This is a genomic window from Bradyrhizobium sp. USDA 4011 (assembly GCF_054063415.1).
In genome coordinates this window covers 3,712,270-3,727,931 of record NZ_JBSSGG010000001.1, presented here as the reverse complement: position 1 = coordinate 3,727,931, position 15,662 = coordinate 3,712,270, and the positions used below count along the sequence as shown (strand labels likewise).

Below are 15,662 nucleotides of genomic sequence, written 5' to 3'. Positions count from 1 at the left end.
ACCGACCGGAGCTGCAAGAGCAGATGGAGCGATCGATCGAGCAACGATGCGAGACAATCCGTGGGACCCATCGGCCGTCAACAGGTCGCGTGGTTGTTTGGAACTCGCATCGCGCAAACCATCTTGGCCAGCGATTCATTCGATCGCACTCAACAGGCCGGACATATGGATGCAAGCGATCCGATCAATCCCAGAAAGCTCTTGTGCCACGGGGGCCGTCCACATATGGGTCCCGGCCTTCGCCCATAGGCGCTAAAATAGGATTTGCGCGTTGAATTTGTATGTGATTCCAAGAAGGGATGAGACACGAATCGCTTGTGAACGAAGACTGGGCGCGTGTTGTTGCTCGGCTTGGTGGGGCTGAGGCTCTGGAGGTTGGCGCGCGCGAGACGAAGGCGTTTGTTCGTCCGCGCGAGATCACCAATGCGGTTGATTTGCTGCGGCTGATCCTTGCGTATTGTCTGGGCACGCGGGGTTTGCGGCTGACGGCGGCGTGGGCGACGTCGGTGGGCCTTGTCGACATCTCCAACGTGGCTCTGTTGTATCGCTTGCGTCAGTCCGGAGATTGGCTGGCGCAACTGATAGGTCAGGCACTTGCGAGTGGTGCGCCGAAGGCAAGCCGCGGTCGGCTGATCCGCATCGTTGACGCCACGACGGTCCCCAAAGCCGGAACCGAGGGCAGGCAAAACAACGCAGTGTGGCGTATCCACAGTGCGTTCGATCTTCCGCAAGAGCGCTTTGGGCACTTCGAGCTGACCGATGAGGGCGCAGGCGAGACACTGGATCGGATACCCGTGACTGCCGGCGAGATCCGTCTTGCCGACCGTGCCTACCTGCAACCAGAGCGCATGGCGCATCTGGTCGATGCCGGCGCGGACTTCGTGATCCGCGCGGGCTGGAAGAGCGCGCGTTGGCTGGATCGCAACGGCAACCTTGTCGATCTCATCGCAGAGCTGCGCAAGGCCTTGGCAGGCGGCATGATCGATCGACCGATCTGGATAGAGCGCAAGTCCGGTGCGCAACCGCTTGCTGTGCGCTTGGTCGCGGTCAAAAAGCCGGCGCATGCGGCCGCGGAGGCGCGACGCAAGGCACGCAGGACAGCCCAGAAGGGAGGCCATCAACTCTCCAGGCAAACGCTTGAGGCCGCAGATTGGGTAATCCTGGCGACCTCGCTCAAGGGCGAGGACTTCACGGCTGCTGACGTCATTGCCCTCTACCGGTTGCGATGGCGGATTGAGCTCGGCTTCAAGCGGCTGAAGAGCTTGATTGGCTTGAAGGGACCTCCCGGAACTGACCAGCGGTCCGCTAAACCCCATATCCTCGCTCACCTGCTGATCACTCTACTGCTCGAGCCGTTGGTCGACGAACTCGAGGACTCTCCCCGCTTGGACGAAGCCGCCTGACCGGACCTTCCGCATGGCGCCTGCTACGTCAGCTCATCGCCTCATTGCTCCAAGCCGTCATTCCCCAACCCACGATCGCTTGTCTGCGCAGAGCAAGCCGTGCTCTCCGGCGACATCTGCGCGAGCCCCCCAGACGCAAGCGCCGCTATCAGGCAATGATCAAACTATCTTAGCGCCTATGGGCCTTCGCCGGGACGACCCGTGGAGAGAGCGGCGCGCGGCCCTCACCGCCCCTTGAAGTTGGCGACGCGGCGTTCGGCGGTGGCCTTGACGCCTTCCTTGAAGTCCTCGGTCGCGCGCAGCTTGGTCTGCTCCTCCAGCTCATGGTTGGTCGCGGCGAGCACGCGGTCGGCGAGCCCGGCGCGCATGGTGGCGCGGGTCGAGACCAGGCCGAGCGGCGAGCATTCGGCGATCTCCTGCGCGAGCTTCATGGCCTCGGCCCGCACCTGGTCCTGCGGCACCAGCACGTTGGCGAGACCCCAGCGATAGGCCTCTTCGCCGGTGACACGGCGGCTGGTGTAGAACATCAGCTCCGCATTGTTCTTGCCGATCAGTTCCGGCAGCGTGGTGGTCAGGCCGAAGCCCGGATGGAAGCCGAGCTTGGTGAAGTTCGCCGCGAAGCGCGCTTCCGGGCAGGCGATGCGGAAGTCGGCGGACACCGCAAGGCCGAGGCCGCCGCCGATCGCGGCGCCGTGGATCGCCGCGACGATCGGCTTCTTATTGCGGAAGATGCGCACCGCCTGAACATAGAGATGGTTGATCGGCAGGTTGGAAGCCGGATCGCTCTTGGCGCGCTCCTCCTGCTCCTGGCGGGCCGGGTCGCCGAAATTGGCGCCGGCGCAGAACGCCTTGCCCTGGGCTGCGAGCACCGAGGCGCGGATCTCGATATTGTTGTCGAACTCCTCCAGCGCGTCGGCGATCTGGTTGATCAGCGCGACGTCGAAGAAGTTCAACGGCGGTTTGCGAATTTCGATCAGGCCGACATGGCCATGGGTCTCGACGCCGATATCAGTATACTTGGTCATCTGTTGTCTCCAGTAAGGGCTTCAATCTCTCGGCGCGAAAGCGAGTCACCTCTCCCAAGGGGAGAGGTCGATTTGCGCCAGCAAATCGGGTGAGGGGTTGTGCTCGATCGAGGGACCGTGATCCCTCACCCGGCGCTGTGCGCCGACCTCTCCCGATGGGAGAGGTGCAAGAGCTTGCGGTGAGATCATCGGTCCCATTGACGGTCAGCGCAGACCGAGCCCGCGGGCGATGATGCCGCGCAGCACCTCGGTGGTGCCGCCCTGGATCGTCAGCTTGGGCGCGGTCTTGATGGCGAAGTCGAGCTGCTTTTCCAGCGTCTCGCGGTTGGTCGCGGTCTCCTCGACGAAGGCCGCGAGATCGCGGACCCGATGCGGCAGCTGTTGCTCCCACACCGTACCGATGTCCTTTACGATGGAGGCCTCCACCACCGGCTCCTTGCCGGCCTGCAGCATGCCGGCGACCGACACCGACATGCGGCGCATGGTGTGCACCTGCGCCACCAGCCGGCCGATGCCCTCGGCGCTGCGGGTATCCGGATTCTTGCCGACCGCGCGCACGAGCTCCGTGAGCACGTAATAGGTTTCGAGGAAGCGCTCGGGACCGGAGCGTTCATAGGCGAGCTCGGACGTCGCCTGCTTCCAGGCGCCGTCGACTTCGCCCAGCACGTGATCGTCGGGCACGAAGTAATCGGTGAATACCACCTCGTTGAACTCGAACTGGCCGGTGATCTGGCCGATCGGATTCACCTGGATACCCGGCTGCTTCATCTTGACCAGGAACTGGGTCAGGCCGTGGCGGCGGTTTTCCTTGGTCGGCGGCGAGGTGCGGAAGATCGCGATCATGTAGTCGGCGATGTGCGCCGACGAGGTCCAGATCTTGGTGCCGTTGATCAGATAGCCGCCGTCGGTCTTGGTCGCACGGGTCTTTGCCGCGAACAGGTCGGAGCCGGAGTTCGGCTCGCTCATGCCGATCGCGAAGCAGACCTCGCCGCGGCAGATCCGCGGCAGGATGTCCATCTTGATGTGCTCGGGCGCGTATTTCAGCAACACCGGGCCGCTCTGGCGGTCGGCGACGAAGAAGCGCCGGGTTGGCGCGTTCGCCACCCGCATCTCCTCGGTCACGACATAACGCTCGAGGAACGAGCGTTCCTGACCGCCATATTTCTTCGGCCAGGTCATGCCGAGCCAGCCCTTGGCGCCGACGCGGCGGGAGAATTCCGGCGCGTCATTGTCCTCGCGGTTCGGCGCGTGGGGATCGAAGGTGCCGGCGGCGATTTCCTCGGCGAGGAAGGCGCGCACTTCCTTGCGGAGCTGCTCGCACTTTTCCGGCAGGCGGATCGGATCGAAACGAAGGGCTGCGGTCATGATGTCTCTGTCCTGATCTCAGCGCGAGGCCACCAGCGGCCACAATTCATCGGCGCCACGCTCGGCGACGAGCTTGCCGAGCTCCACCGCCCAGTAGCTCTCCGAGCCGAAATCATCGCGCCACGCCAAGGCGCGCAGCGAATAGCGGTGCAGGATGTGCTCGATGGTGAAGCCGATCGCGCCGTGCACCTGGTGGGCGATGCCGCTGCCCTTCTCGGCCGCTTCCGAGCAGCGGATTTTTGCCGAGGCGGCTTCGAGGAACACGGCGTCATTGTCGAGCGAGGTCGCGCTCGCGATGGTGTCAGCGGCGGAAGTCGCGGCAGCCAGCGCCGCGGCGGACTCGCCGGCGAGACGGGCGAGGTTGTGCTGCACCGCCTGGAACTTGGAGATCTTCTTCTCGAAGGCGACGCGTTCGTTGGAATAGCGCACGGAAATGTCGAGCATCGATTCCAGCGCGCCTGCGATCTGCAGCGAGCGCACCACGCCGCCCATCAGCATCAGCGTGGTCTGGTCAAAGCCCTTGGGCGCCGGCCGGGTCGTGACGGGCTGCACCTTGTCGAGCGTGACGGTGTCGTTGTGATCGCCGCCAAGTCCGATGCCGGATTCGATCCGGCACTTCGCGGCATCGACCAGCGCGATCGAGAGGCCGCCATTGTCGCTCGCCAGCACGGCGAAATGTTTTGCGTCCTTGGCGAACGGCACGCTGCGGGCGCGGCCCGAGAGCGAGCCGTCGGCGCCGACCGTGACGCGGTCCTTCGGGCTCGCCGGCAGCACGGTCATCTCGCCTTCCGGGGAGGTTATCTTGCCTTGCGTCAGCAGCCACCCAGCCAGCATTGTTTCGGCCAGCGGAACAGCGATGGCGTGCCGCCCGGCGACGTTGAGGACGCTGAAACCTTCCGCGAGACTGGCGCCGGAACCGCCGAGATCGTCGGGCACCCAGGACAGCGGCAGGCCGGCTTCGGTCAGCGCCTGCCACAGCGGCGCCTTCCATGCGCCCGTCTTGTCGTGATTGATGGTCTGGGCATCCGCGAGATCGGCGAAAATCTTTTCCGCGGTCTCGGCGACGATGTTCTCACTCTCCGCCACAGCGTTCCTCGTGTTGATTGGCTTGGGTCCGGCCGTTCGGCAGGGCCTGCGTGCGATGTTGTCTTGCGCTCAATGATGCGGAAAAGCCATAGCCGTGACAAGCGTTGCCCGCAGGGCCACTTGCGCGGACGGCATGAAGCCGGACCGGGCGCACGAATTCCGCATAGTGAACTTTCGACCACCTTGGTTTGTATGCCACGCGCGGCCGCAGATGGGTCGGTGACATCTCATTCAGTCCGCCAGATGAAACTCGATCGCCTTCCGCATCAGGTCGGCGAACTCGGTCTCCTGGGTGACCAGCGCGTCGTTCAGTCCGGCCACGCACAGCACCAGCGGCTCGTTCGATTCCGCTGATGGCGGCAAGTTCATGGCAACGGCGCCCGCGCCCGGCGTGACCAGGCCGAGCGAGAAGGCATGCCCCTTGGCACGGACCTTCTTCAGCTCCAGCAGCAGGGCCTTGATGTCGATCTGCCGATCGGGTCGCGGCTCGTTGGCGTTGATCAGGCGCACCAGGCGGCGCACCTCCTTGTCCGGATAGGCCGACAGCAGCGCGTAACCCGATGCGGATCGCGCCAGCGGGCGCAGCGTTCCGGCCTTGACATAGAGCCGCATCGGCAGTCTGGCCTGAACGATATGGACATATTGCGCGCTGAGCCCGTTGCGCACGGCGAGCATGATGGTCTCCCCGGTTTTCTCGGAGAGTTCGTTCATCAGATTGATCAGACGTCCCCGCGTGAACAGCGCCGGGCTCAGCCAGTGCCCCAGCATCGAGATCCGCGGCGTCGGGATATAAGTGCGGCGGCTGGTGTCGTAATGCAGATAGCCGAAGGCGGTCATCGTCCGCATCAGCGCCGAGGTGCTGGACTGCGGGAATTTGAGCGCGGCCGCGACCTCGATGGCGGAAGCTGCGCGCTGGTGCTCCTCGAAGAATTCGAGCACGTCGAACACCCGCCGCGCCGACTTGACCGCATTGTCCATCTTCGGCAGGTCGCGCGAAGTATCGCCGGGGAAATCGGGGCCGTCGAAAGATCGCGGGCCGGCGGCCGCGCCGGCTTTCGCTGCATCTTTCTTCGCCACCGGCATCGCTATCGTCCCTGCTGCGCCACCCGCCGCTTCAGCCACCAGCCATATTGCTCGGGCCAGCTTGCCCACTCGGGATCGCATCCGAGCGCGAGTGCCGTCTGCGCGGGCCAGTTCGGATTCCACAGCAGTTCGCGGCCGAGTGCAATAAGCGTCGCCTTGCCGTCCCGCAAAATGGCTTCTGCGTAGTCCGGCTCGCGGATCAGTCCGACGGCGACCGTCGGCATGCCCGCTTCCTTCTGGATCCGCTCGGCGAACGGCACCTGGAAGCCCGGCGTTCGTGACACCAGCGAATTGCCGCGCGGCAGCTTCATGCCGCCCGATGAGCAATCGACCATGTCGATCCCGATCGCCTTCAGCTCGGTGGCAAATGCGATCGAGTCCTCGATCGACCAGCCGATGTCGACGCCGTCGACCGACGAGATGCGGACAAAGGCCGGCAGGTGATCCGGCCATTCCTCGCGCATGATCGCAGCGATCCGCAGCGGCAGGCGCATGCGATTTTCGCGCGACCCGCCATACTCGTCGTTGCGGTTGTTGGCGAGCGGCGACAGGAATGAGTGCATCAAATAGCCGTGCGCGCAGTGCAGCTCGATGACGTCGTAACCGGCGGCTCTGGCGCGGCGAAACGCCTGGCGGTAGTCGTCGACCAGGGCATCGATCTGCTCTGAAGTCAGCATCTGCGGTGCCGGCCAGCCGTCGTCGAACGGAATGCCGCTCGAGGCCGCGATCTGCCACGGGCCTTCGCCACGCGCCTTGATATCGGCCTCGCCGAGCGGATTGCCGCCTTCCCACGGCCGCTGCGCCGAGCCCTTGCGGCCGCCATGCGCGATCTGGATCGCGGCCTTGGCGTTGAAGCTGTGGATCAGCGCGGCGAGGGCGGCGTGGTCCGCGATGTGCGTATCATCCCAGATGCCGAGGCAGCCATGGGTGATGCGTCCCTGGACGTTCACCGAGCTTTGCTCGACGAACACGAGACCGGCGCCGCCGGCGGCGAGCTTGCCGATATGGGCGGTGTGCCAATCGGTGGCGCGCCCGTCTCGCGCCGAATAGGTTGCCATCGGCGAGACCATGATCCGGTTCTTCAGTTCGAGGTCGCGGAGTTGCAGCGGGGTGAAGAGCAGCGGCAGTTCGGTCATACGATGTCCAGCCTTGCTTGTGGTTTGCGGATTCGTGCGGGCAATCATTTCTTGAGCAGCGGGCATGCGCTCTCCTCGGGCGTCGCAAATGCCTCCTTGCCCGGGATCACCTGAACCAGCTTCTCGTAGTCCCAGGCGCCCTTGGACTCCGCCGGCGATTTCACCTGCACGAGATACATGTCGTGGATCAGCTGGCCGTCCTCGCGCAGGAAGGCATTGCGGGCAAAGAAGTCATCGATCGGCATGTCCTTCATCTGCGCGATCACCTTGGAGCCGTCGTCGGTGCCGGACTTCTCGACCGCCTTGAGATAGTTCATGACCGCGGAGTAGAGCCCGGCCTGCACCATGGTCGGCCGCTTGTTGGTCTTGGCCATGAAGCGCGCGGCGAAATCGCGGGTCTTGTCGTCGAGATCCCAATAGAACGCGGTCGCCAGCTGCAAACCCTGGGCGGCCTGCAAGCCGATCGCGTGAATGTCGCTGGTCTGCATCAGGAAGGCTGCCAGCTTCTGCTGCTGCGCCAGCCCGAATTCCTGCGCCTGCCGGATCGAATTGGCGAGATCACCGCCGGTGTTGGCAAAGGCGATCACGTCCGCCTTCGAGCTCTGGGCCTGCAGCAGATAGGACGAGAAATCCATGCTGCTGAGCGGGTGCCGCACCTCGCCGGCGATCGTGCCGCCGACTTTCTCCACGGTCTTGGCGGCGTCGTTGCGCAACGCGTGGCCGAAAGCGTAGTCGACCGTGACGAAATACCAGCTCTTGGCGCCCGATTTGGCCAGCGCCCGCACCGTGCTGTTGGCGAGCGCATAGGTGTTGTAGGTCCATTGTACCGAATTCACCGAGCAGCCCTTTCCGGTCAGATCGGAGGAGCCGGCCGATGACACCAGCATCGCCTTGTTCTTCTGCTTGGTGAGTTCGAGCACCGCGAAGGCGACAGCGGAATTGGCGAAGTCGACGATGACGTCGACATTCTCCTGCTCGTACCAGCGCCGCGCGATACCGGCGCCGATATCAGCCTTGTTCTGATGGTCGGCATCGACCATTGTGATCGGCTTGCCCAACGCCTTGCCGCCGAAATCCGCGATCGCCATCCGGACCGCTTCGACCGCTCCGGGACCGGCAGCGTCCGCATAGAGCCCGGCCTGATCGGTCAGCACGCCGATCTTGACCATGTCGTCGGAAATTTGCGCGCGGGATGGGGCGGCGAAGGCGGCCGAGAGGATTGCGGCGCTCGCGGCAATCCATCCGTAGGTCGATCTCATTGTCGTTCGTTTCCTCTAGTTCGATTGCCTTATGGCGTTGGTTTTTTCTTGCCGCAGGTCGATCATGCCCGGATGCGACAGCGGGTCCCGGTCCGCGCCGAGCAGCACGTGCTTCTGGATCTTGTTGGTCGAGGTCAGCGGCAGGTCGGTGACGAAGGCGATCCACGCCGGCAGCTTGAATGGCGCGAGGCGCTCGCGGCAGAAATGGAAGATCTCCTGCGCGAGCACGCGCGAAGCGGCGGCGCCATCGTTGATCACGATGAAGGCCGCAACCTCTTCGTCGCGGATCGGATCGCGCGCGGCAACGACCGCCGCCTGCTTGACCAACGGCGACGTCGTTAGCACTGCCTCGACCTCGGCGGCGGAGATGTTCTCGCCTGCACGCCGCACCAGGTGCTTCAGCCGATCGACGAATACGAACGCGCCGTCATCGTGCTGCCAGGCACTGTCGCCGGTGTGAAACCAGCCGCCGCGCCAGGCTTGCTCGGTGGCCTCGGGATCCCTGAGATAGCCCGCGAAGAAGCCGCGCCGTGGCGTCGCTTCCGAATGACGCACGCAGAGTTCGCCGACCGTGCCCGGCGGCACCGCGTTGTCGTCGGCATCGAGGACGGTCATTTCGAGGCCGGGCACGCTGCGGCCGATCGTGTTGGTCTCGGGATGGCGCGGCTCGACCGTGTTGAAGGGGCTGCGTCCGGTCTCCGTCATGCCCCAGCCCTCGACGAAGGGGATGCCGAAGCGCTCGCGGGCCCGCGCGCGTTGCTCGGGGTTGGCGCCGACGCCCATCGAGAAGCGCAGCGCATGCGCTTTCTCGTCCGGCGTCTCCGGCTGGGCAAGCAGGGCCGCGACGATCACGCCGAGATAGTGCAGCACGGTTGCGCGGCAGGAGACGATGTCGCGCCAGGCCGATTTCGCGTTGAAGCGCTCCGGCAGGATCAGGCAGCCGCCGGTCAGCATCATCGCGATCGGCGTCAGCGTCAGGCCGGCCATGTGGAACAGCGGCAGCGGGCTGTAGAGGCGCTCCGTTCCGGCATGATAGGTCGCCTCGCCGCCGTGGCTGACGTACCAGCGGCCGGTCGAGACCACGTATTCGTTGGTCAGGATGCAGCCCTTCGGACGCGCCGTGGTGCCTGAGGTGTAGAGCAGCGCCGCCTCGCTCTCGCTGCCTGGCTCGCCGGCGCGCGGTGGCGCGCGCATGGCACGCGGAATTTGCGTCACGCTCGCGCCGAGGTCGTCAGCGGAGACGGTGAGCAGCGGAACATCGCCGGTCAACGCCTTCTGCAATTCCCTCCGATCGGCCAGCGTCACGATCAGATCGGGCTCGGCATGCGCGAACAGATATTCGATTTCCGCCGCGCGATAGGCCGGGTTGATCGGAACGATCGAGACGCCGAGGCCGTTGAGCGCCAGCCAATGCACGATGAAGTCGGGCCGGTTCTCCAGCAGCAGACAGGCGCGGTGTCCGTGACCGAAGCCGGATGCGCGGTATCGATCGCGCAATGCGCAGACCTGCCGCGCGATGTCGCCATAGGACAGTTCGACGCCGTCGGGAAAGTATGCGCGGCCGGGACGGGCGGGAATGCAGAGGAAGGGTCTGAACGCCGCAGCATCTGATGTCGCAGCGAACGTGCTGAACACGGTGTACATGGTGGCGAAACTTCCCTTTGACGGCCGCTGGTCGATGTCAACGATGCCGATCCGAAAGAGCCGGGTGCTTCGTTGAGCGCACTTGTCATGCGATCGCGACGTTGCGCGGAAGCTATAAGGACGAATAATATGCTGTCAAATTGATTATGAGTTTCCATAAAACTCATACGTAGTTTGAAACCAAAGACGGGGGTCGCGAGATGAAGATGCACATGTTGTCGGGCGGCCGTCTGCAGATGTCGAAGCGGACCTATCTGCCTGATGCGCCGCGCGGCGAGATGATCGAGCTTCCGGTGTCCTGCGTGCTGTTGCGGCACACGCAGGGCAACGTGCTGTTCGACACCGGATGCCATCCCGATGTCGCGACCGATCCCGAAGGGCGGCTCGGCACGCTCGCCAAATACATGCGCCCGCTCATGCCGGCAGACGATCATGTGCTGACGAGCCTGAAGGCCGTCGGCCTTGGCCCCGACGACATCGATGTGGTGATCTGCTCTCACCTGCACACCGATCATTGCGGCTGCAACGCCTTCTTCAAGAAGGCGACGATCTTCGTCCACGCGCTCGAGATCGAGGCCGCGAATGCCGACAACGCGTTCGATCGCGGATATATCAAGGCGGATTGGGATCATCCGCTGAAGATGGAAATCTTCGATAAGCAGATGGATGTGTTCGGCGACGGCAAACTGACGCTGATCCCCTTGCCGGGACATTCGAAGGGTACGACCGGCGCGCTGGTCAAGCTGGACCGGAGCGGCGAATATTTGCTCGCCTCCGATTCGCTCAGCGTGCGCGCCAATCTCGACCAGCGGGTCTCGCCGCGAAACAGCCTCGACGTCGATCAGTTCCTGAGATCGCTCGACGAGATCGCGAAGCTCGAGGCGTCAGGCGTCAAGATCATCTGCGGTCATGACGAGGCGCAGTGGGCCAGCCTGCAAAAGGGGCCGAACGCGTATATGTGAGGCGCGGTTTGCAGATACTGTGCCGCGCGATATGGTAAGCTACCGCCGGAGTTCATCTGGCTCAAAACAACAAGGAAAATGCAGATGTCCAAGGATGGTTTGTGCGCGATCGTGACGGGATCGGCATCGGGACTCGGCGCCGCCACCGCGCAAATTCTCGCCACGCCGGGCGCGCGCCTCATCATCAACTATTCCAACAGCAAGGCGGAAGCCGAAGCGACCGCGGAAGCCTGCCGCAAGCAGGGTGCCGAGGTGCTGGTGGTGCAGGGCGACGTCTCGCGCGATGAGGACTGCAAGAAGATCGCGGCCGCAGCAGCAGGCTGGGGCCGCCTCGACGTGCTCGTCAACAATGCCGGCACCACGAAGCATGTGCCGCATCACGATCTCGACGGCCTGACGGCCGAGGATTTCCAGCGCATCTATGCCGTCAACACCATCGGCCCGTTCCAGATGGTCCGTGCTGCGCGCGCTCTGCTCGAGGCCGGCGCAAAGGCCTCCGGCCGTCCCTCGGCGGTGGTCAACGTCTCCTCGATCGCCGGCATTTCCGGCGGCGGCTCGTCAGTGGCCTATGCCGCGAGCAAGGGCGCGCTCAACACCATGACGCAGTCGCTGGCGCGCGCGCTGGCGCCCTTGATCCGTGTCAACACGGTGTGCCCGGGCTATATCGATACGCCGTGGTTCACCAAGGGCCGCGGCGAGGATGGCGCGAAGCAGGTGCGTGATGCCGTAATCGCGCGGGTGCCGCTGAAGGTCGCGTCAACAGCCGAAGATATCGCCAATCTCGTCTGCTTCCTGGCAAGCCCGGCGTCGAGCAACATGACCGGCGAATTCGTTCGCATGGACGCCGGCATGCATCTCATTCAGTGAGCTAGCAGTCTGCTGAAGAACCCCTCGCCACGGAGGGGGCTTGATGATTCACTTTATCATCTCGATTCGGTGGAGATGATGATGCGCGGCAGGTTTACGGATCAGGGCGGCCTGTTTTCGTACATTGCGCCGGATAAGCGTGTGCCAGCGAACCATCCGCTGCGGCAGGTTCGGGAACTTGTCCGGGACGTTTTGAGTGATTTGAACCGCAGCCTTGGGAGGCTCTACGCCAGCGAGGGACGCCCTTCGATCCCTCCAGAGCAATTGTTGAGCGCCTTGCTGCTGCAGGTGTTCTACGGCATCCGCTCGGAACGCCAGTTGATGGAGCAACTGGACTACAATCTTTTGTACCGCTGGTTCGTGGGACTGTCGCCGGACGATCCGGTGTGGGACCCGACCACCTTCACCAAGAACCGGGAGCGGCTGCAGAACGGCGATGTGTTCACGAAGTTCATGACCAGGCTTCTGAACCATCCGCAGGTCAAACCGCTGCTGTCGGACGAGCACTTCTCGGTGGATGGAACGCTGATCGAAGCCTGGGCTTCACAGAAGAGCTTTCGCCCCAAGGACGGCAGCGGCGACGATGAGGACGGCGCCAACTTCCACGGCCAGAAGCGCAAGAACGACACCCATGCGAGCACCAGCGATCCGGACAGCAGGCTTTATCGCAAGGCGGCCGGACGGGAGGCCAAGCTTTGCTATATGGGCCACGTCACCATGGAGAATCGGCATGGGCTGGCGGTGGCCGGCAGGGTCACACATGCCGATGGCACCGCCGAACGCCGGGCTTCGGAGACCATGCTGAGGGCGAGACGCAAAGCCGCAGGCCGCCGTATCACCGCCGGTGAGGACAAGGCGTACGATACCGTCGATCATGTCGCCAATCTTCGCGCCATCGGCGTGACGCCGCATGTGACGCAGAACCAGGCCGTCACCAAAACCGGCAAGACCCGCAACAGCGCCATCGACGAACGAACCACGCGGCATCCGGGATATGGCATGTCGCAATCACGCCGGGCGATGGTCGAGTGCATCTTCGGATGGGGCAAGCAGCACGGCACCATGCGCAAGACCAAACATCGTGGCATCGGCCGCGTCGCCGCCGATTTCCTGCTCAATCTGATCGCCTATAACCTGATCCGCATTCCCAAACTGCTTGCCGCCTAGCCACCCCGCGTCAGGGTACACCCAACACCAGCCTGGAAAACTATAACCAACTCCACCGCGCCGACCCAACAACGGCCGCAACAACAAGAAAGCTCTCCATTTCAAGGTTTTTCAGCAGACTGCTAGAGCGTTTTCGAGCGAAGTGGACACCGGTTCGCGTGAAGAAAACGCGTCAAAACAAGAATCTAGAGCTTCGGTTCTGATTCAATCAGAACCGAAAATGCTCTAGCCATCCACGTCGTCGGAGTGGTTGCAGAAACGAAAATGCCCGGGCCTGGCCCGGGCATTTTGAATTCGAACCACTACCGCGGCTGGCTTTACTTGTTTCCCAAATCCGGGATCACGCGCGCCGCGACCAGCCGGTTCCAGATGAACAGGACTACCAGCGCGCCGATCGTGGCGGTGATGAAGCCGGCGCCTTGTTCAGGACCGTAATGGCCGATGGCCTGGCCGATGAAGGTCGCGAGAAACGCGCCGGCGATGCCGAGCACGGTGGTGAGAATAAAGCCGCTTGGATTATTCGGTCCCGGCGACAGGAGCCGCGCGATGATCCCCGCGACAAAGCCGACGATGATGACCCAGATGATGCCGCCCATGACTGTCGTCCTCCTCAGATGGAATCAACGCTGGCGCTAAAGCCGGCGGTTCAGCTCGTCACCGCTCGGCAGCCGGCCGTCCGGCGTCAGATGATTGATCGCCTCGGGTAGATACTGGCTCAGGCCCTGCAGCAATTGGTCGCGCGACATGCCGCTCTGCGACGCCAGCGAGTCGATCTGGTCGGCGCCGAGCGCGTTGGCGAGATCTCCGGGGGCGATCTGCTTGTTGGGGCCGTTGCTGACCCAGGAATTGGCCGCGTCGCCATGGCCCTTCTGCTGCAATTGGTTGAGCAGGTCGCCGAGGCCGCCGCTGAGCACGGTGCCGGCTGCGCCGCCGGCAAGCAGGCCGCCAAGGCCGCCCTTGAGCAGATCACCGAGCCCGCCACCACCGGCGCCGCCGGGCAGGTTCGCGGTGACATTGCCGGGCAGTGACGGCGCCTGCGCCGGTGTCGGCTGAGGGGGGGTCGCGCCCGGCTGGCCGCCGGTGAAGTGCTTGACCGCCTTCCAGGCGAGCAACGCCAGGATGGCCATGGTCATCGGTGACATTCCGCTGCCGCCGCTGCTGGAGCTGTCGGATGGTGTGCTTGGCGCGCTCGGACCGCGGGGCCCGTTCTGCATGCCGTTGAGTACGTCGAGTAGACCCATGATCGTCTCCTGCCGCAACCGTGCCCCGAGCCGGAAACATAGCTGCGGGCCATGACGGTTACAAGGCAGTCCACCCGGACGGCGGCGCGTGGAAATAGGCAGGCAACCCAAGGTCTGCTATCGAGCCCTGATGAATGGACGTTTAGCCAGATGAACGCGGACCGGCCGATCGGCATCGCGGGCGCCGGAAGCATCGGTTGCTTCGTCGGCGGCATGCTGGCTGCGTCCGGCCGCCGCGTCGCGCTGCTGGCGCGGCCGCGGTTGATCGAGGAGATCGCAGGCAACGGCTTGCGGGTCAGCAGTTTCGACGGCTCGGAGCGGACGGTATCCGCGGACCGGCTCATTCTGTCCGACGATCCGTCGATCCTGCGCGACGTTCAGACGGTGCTGGTGACGGTGAAAAGCGCCGATACCGCCGAGATCGCCGAATTGATCGCACGCCACGCAGCTGCCGATGCCGCGGTGATCAGCCTGCAGAACGGTGTCGGCAATGTGCCGCTGCTGCGTGACCGCCTGTCGGGCCGCAAGGTGCTCGGCGGCATGGTGCCGTTCAATGTGGTCGCGCTCGGCGATGGCCGCTTCCATCGCTCGACCTCCGGCGACATCGTGATCGCGCGGGATGATGCCGGCACCGCGGCGCGGCTCTCGGTGCCGGGCCTTGCGATGAACGGCACCGCCAACATCGACGGCGTGCAGTGGGGCAAGCTGATCGTCAATCTCAACAACGCGCTCAATGCGCTGTCCAACATTCCGCTGCGGCAGCAGCTCGCACAGCGCGGCTGGCGACGGTTGTTCGCCGACCAGATGGCCGAGGGTTTGGCCGCGATTCGCGCCGAAGGGATTGTGCCGGTGTCGCCGACGCCGCTGCCTTCGAGCTGGATGCCGACATTGTTGCGGCTGCCGGACGGGCTGTTCGACGTGCTGCTCGGCCGCACCATGAAGATCGATCCCGAAGCGCGCTCCTCGATGTGGGAGGATCTGCAGCGTGGGCGGCGTACCGAGATCGACTATCTGCAGGGCGTGATTACCACGATCGCGGATCGCCGCGGGCTGGAGGCTCCGCTGTCGCGCCGCGTCATCGCGCTGATCCGCAAGGCGGAGGCCGACGGCAAGGGCTCGCCGGGGCTGACGCCGGAGCAGATTCGCGATGGCCGCTGACCGTGGAGCGCCGACGATCGTCCGGCGTAGCGTTCGGATAACCGAGGAGGTGACGTCATGAAACGATCCTGCATCATGCTGCTCACGCTTGTTGCCCTTGGCTCCGGCCCGGTGCGCGCGGCGCCGCCGACCGTGACACCTTCGCCGGGCTATGATGCGCGTTTACAGGAGCAACGCGCGGCGGCGGCGAGCCAATCGGTTCGGCCTGCGCGCAAACCGGTTACGCCTCGACACCACAAGCGCGGTCGCGCGCACTGATCCCTTGC

At 64.3% G+C, this 15,662-nt stretch carries 15 protein-coding genes; 6 read left to right on the top strand and 9 right to left on the bottom strand.

Going from position 1 to position 15,662, the window contains the following annotated elements; translation table 11 throughout:
* Window positions 1-317: 317 nt before the first annotated feature.
* Window positions 318-1,403, top strand: coding sequence for an IS4 family transposase (locus tag ACVW1C_RS17410; protein WP_456756830.1), 1,086 nt, complete (start codon window positions 318-320; stop codon window positions 1,401-1,403).
* A gap of 224 nt (window positions 1,404-1,627) precedes the next feature.
* Here the strand turns inward: ACVW1C_RS17410 and ACVW1C_RS17405 are convergent, their stop codons facing one another.
* The 7 genes from ACVW1C_RS17405 to ACVW1C_RS17375 form a co-directional block, all read right to left on the bottom strand.
* Window positions 1,628-2,428, bottom strand: a complete 801-nt coding sequence (locus ACVW1C_RS17405; protein ID WP_456759477.1) for an enoyl-CoA hydratase/isomerase family protein — start codon at window positions 2,426-2,428, stop codon at window positions 1,628-1,630.
* Window positions 2,429-2,632: 204 nt separating this feature from the next.
* The gene (locus tag ACVW1C_RS17400) at window positions 2,633-3,793 is read right to left on the bottom strand and encodes an acyl-CoA dehydrogenase family protein (RefSeq protein ID WP_018269158.1); all 1,161 of its coding nucleotides are present in this window, start codon (window positions 3,791-3,793) and stop codon (window positions 2,633-2,635) included.
* 18 nt (window positions 3,794-3,811) lie between these two features.
* Window positions 3,812-4,879, bottom strand: a complete 1,068-nt coding sequence (locus ACVW1C_RS17395) for an acyl-CoA dehydrogenase family protein (protein WP_456759476.1) — start codon at window positions 4,877-4,879, stop codon at window positions 3,812-3,814.
* A 231-nt stretch (window positions 4,880-5,110) separates the two neighbouring features.
* Window positions 5,111-5,962, bottom strand: coding sequence for an IclR family transcriptional regulator (locus ACVW1C_RS17390; protein ID WP_176528578.1), 852 nt, complete (start codon window positions 5,960-5,962; stop codon window positions 5,111-5,113).
* A gap of 2 nt (window positions 5,963-5,964) precedes the next feature.
* A complete protein-coding gene (locus ACVW1C_RS17385; protein ID WP_456759475.1) occupies window positions 5,965-7,098 on the bottom strand; it encodes an NADH:flavin oxidoreductase/NADH oxidase in 1,134 nt (377 codons plus the stop codon).
* 44 nt (window positions 7,099-7,142) lie between these two features.
* Window positions 7,143-8,357 carry an ABC transporter substrate-binding protein gene (locus tag ACVW1C_RS17380; protein ID WP_456759474.1) on the bottom strand — a complete coding sequence of 405 codons (1,215 nt, stop codon included), beginning with the start codon at window positions 8,355-8,357 and terminating at the stop codon, window positions 7,143-7,145.
* 15 nt (window positions 8,358-8,372) lie between these two features.
* On the bottom strand, window positions 8,373-10,001 hold the full coding sequence (locus tag ACVW1C_RS17375; protein ID WP_456759473.1) for an AMP-binding protein: 1,629 nt from the start codon (window positions 9,999-10,001) through the stop codon (window positions 8,373-8,375).
* Between the two features lie 200 nt (window positions 10,002-10,201).
* On the opposite strand from ACVW1C_RS17375, the gene ACVW1C_RS17370 reads away from it, so the two are divergent.
* From ACVW1C_RS17370 to ACVW1C_RS17360, 3 genes are all read left to right on the top strand, one after another.
* Window positions 10,202-10,963, top strand: a complete 762-nt coding sequence (locus tag ACVW1C_RS17370; RefSeq protein WP_456759472.1) for an N-acyl homoserine lactonase family protein — start codon at window positions 10,202-10,204, stop codon at window positions 10,961-10,963.
* Between the two features lie 84 nt (window positions 10,964-11,047).
* Window positions 11,048-11,830: an SDR family NAD(P)-dependent oxidoreductase gene (locus ACVW1C_RS17365; protein WP_456759471.1), complete on the top strand. Its 783-nt coding sequence runs from the start codon at window positions 11,048-11,050 to the stop codon at window positions 11,828-11,830.
* A gap of 81 nt (window positions 11,831-11,911) precedes the next feature.
* On the top strand, window positions 11,912-12,997 hold the full coding sequence (locus tag ACVW1C_RS17360; RefSeq protein ID WP_456756887.1) for an IS5 family transposase: 1,086 nt from the start codon (window positions 11,912-11,914) through the stop codon (window positions 12,995-12,997).
* Between the two features lie 317 nt (window positions 12,998-13,314).
* Here ACVW1C_RS17360 and ACVW1C_RS17355 read toward each other — a convergent pair whose 3' ends face one another.
* Window positions 13,315-13,593: a GlsB/YeaQ/YmgE family stress response membrane protein gene (locus ACVW1C_RS17355; protein ID WP_229171179.1), complete on the bottom strand. Its 279-nt coding sequence runs from the start codon at window positions 13,591-13,593 to the stop codon at window positions 13,315-13,317.
* Window positions 13,594-13,629: 36 nt separating this feature from the next.
* On the bottom strand, window positions 13,630-14,238 hold the full coding sequence (locus ACVW1C_RS17350) for a YidB family protein (RefSeq protein WP_456759470.1): 609 nt from the start codon (window positions 14,236-14,238) through the stop codon (window positions 13,630-13,632).
* A 150-nt stretch (window positions 14,239-14,388) separates the two neighbouring features.
* On the opposite strand from ACVW1C_RS17350, the gene ACVW1C_RS17345 reads away from it, so the two are divergent.
* Window positions 14,389-15,396, top strand: coding sequence for a 2-dehydropantoate 2-reductase (locus ACVW1C_RS17345; protein WP_456759469.1), 1,008 nt, complete (start codon window positions 14,389-14,391; stop codon window positions 15,394-15,396).
* Window positions 15,397-15,453: 57 nt separating this feature from the next.
* Entirely contained in the window at window positions 15,454-15,654 is a 201-nt protein-coding gene (locus ACVW1C_RS17340) for a hypothetical protein (RefSeq protein WP_456759468.1), read from the top strand.
* Window positions 15,655-15,662 lie beyond the last annotated feature (8 nt).

What these genes read in the sequence shown, in the direction of transcription:
- ACVW1C_RS17405 (WP_456759477.1), bottom strand. Translation starts at nt 2,428, where the DNA reads ATGACCAAGTATACTGATATCGGCGTCGAGACCCATGGCCATGTCGGC.
- ACVW1C_RS17400 (WP_018269158.1), bottom strand. Translation starts at nt 3,793, where the DNA reads ATGACCGCAGCCCTTCGTTTCGATCCGATCCGCCTGCCGGAAAAGTGC.
- ACVW1C_RS17390 (WP_176528578.1), bottom strand. Translation starts at nt 5,962, where the DNA reads ATGCCGGTGGCGAAGAAAGATGCAGCGAAAGCCGGCGCGGCCGCCGGC.
- ACVW1C_RS17385 (WP_456759475.1), bottom strand. Translation starts at nt 7,098, where the DNA reads ATGACCGAACTGCCGCTGCTCTTCACCCCGCTGCAACTCCGCGACCTC.
- ACVW1C_RS17380 (WP_456759474.1), bottom strand. Translation starts at nt 8,357, where the DNA reads ATGAGATCGACCTACGGATGGATTGCCGCGAGCGCCGCAATCCTCTCG.
- ACVW1C_RS17375 (WP_456759473.1), bottom strand. Translation starts at nt 10,001, where the DNA reads ATGTACACCGTGTTCAGCACGTTCGCTGCGACATCAGATGCTGCGGCG.
- ACVW1C_RS17370 (WP_456759472.1), top strand. Translation starts at nt 10,202, where the DNA reads ATGAAGATGCACATGTTGTCGGGCGGCCGTCTGCAGATGTCGAAGCGG.
- ACVW1C_RS17365 (WP_456759471.1), top strand. Translation starts at nt 11,048, where the DNA reads ATGTCCAAGGATGGTTTGTGCGCGATCGTGACGGGATCGGCATCGGGA.
- ACVW1C_RS17360 (WP_456756887.1), top strand. Translation starts at nt 11,912, where the DNA reads ATGCGCGGCAGGTTTACGGATCAGGGCGGCCTGTTTTCGTACATTGCG.
- ACVW1C_RS17355 (WP_229171179.1), bottom strand. Translation starts at nt 13,593, where the DNA reads ATGGGCGGCATCATCTGGGTCATCATCGTCGGCTTTGTCGCGGGGATC.
- ACVW1C_RS17350 (WP_456759470.1), bottom strand. Translation starts at nt 14,238, where the DNA reads ATGGGTCTACTCGACGTACTCAACGGCATGCAGAACGGGCCCCGCGGT.
- ACVW1C_RS17345 (WP_456759469.1), top strand. Translation starts at nt 14,389, where the DNA reads ATGAACGCGGACCGGCCGATCGGCATCGCGGGCGCCGGAAGCATCGGT.
- ACVW1C_RS17340 (WP_456759468.1), top strand. Translation starts at nt 15,454, where the DNA reads ATGAAACGATCCTGCATCATGCTGCTCACGCTTGTTGCCCTTGGCTCC.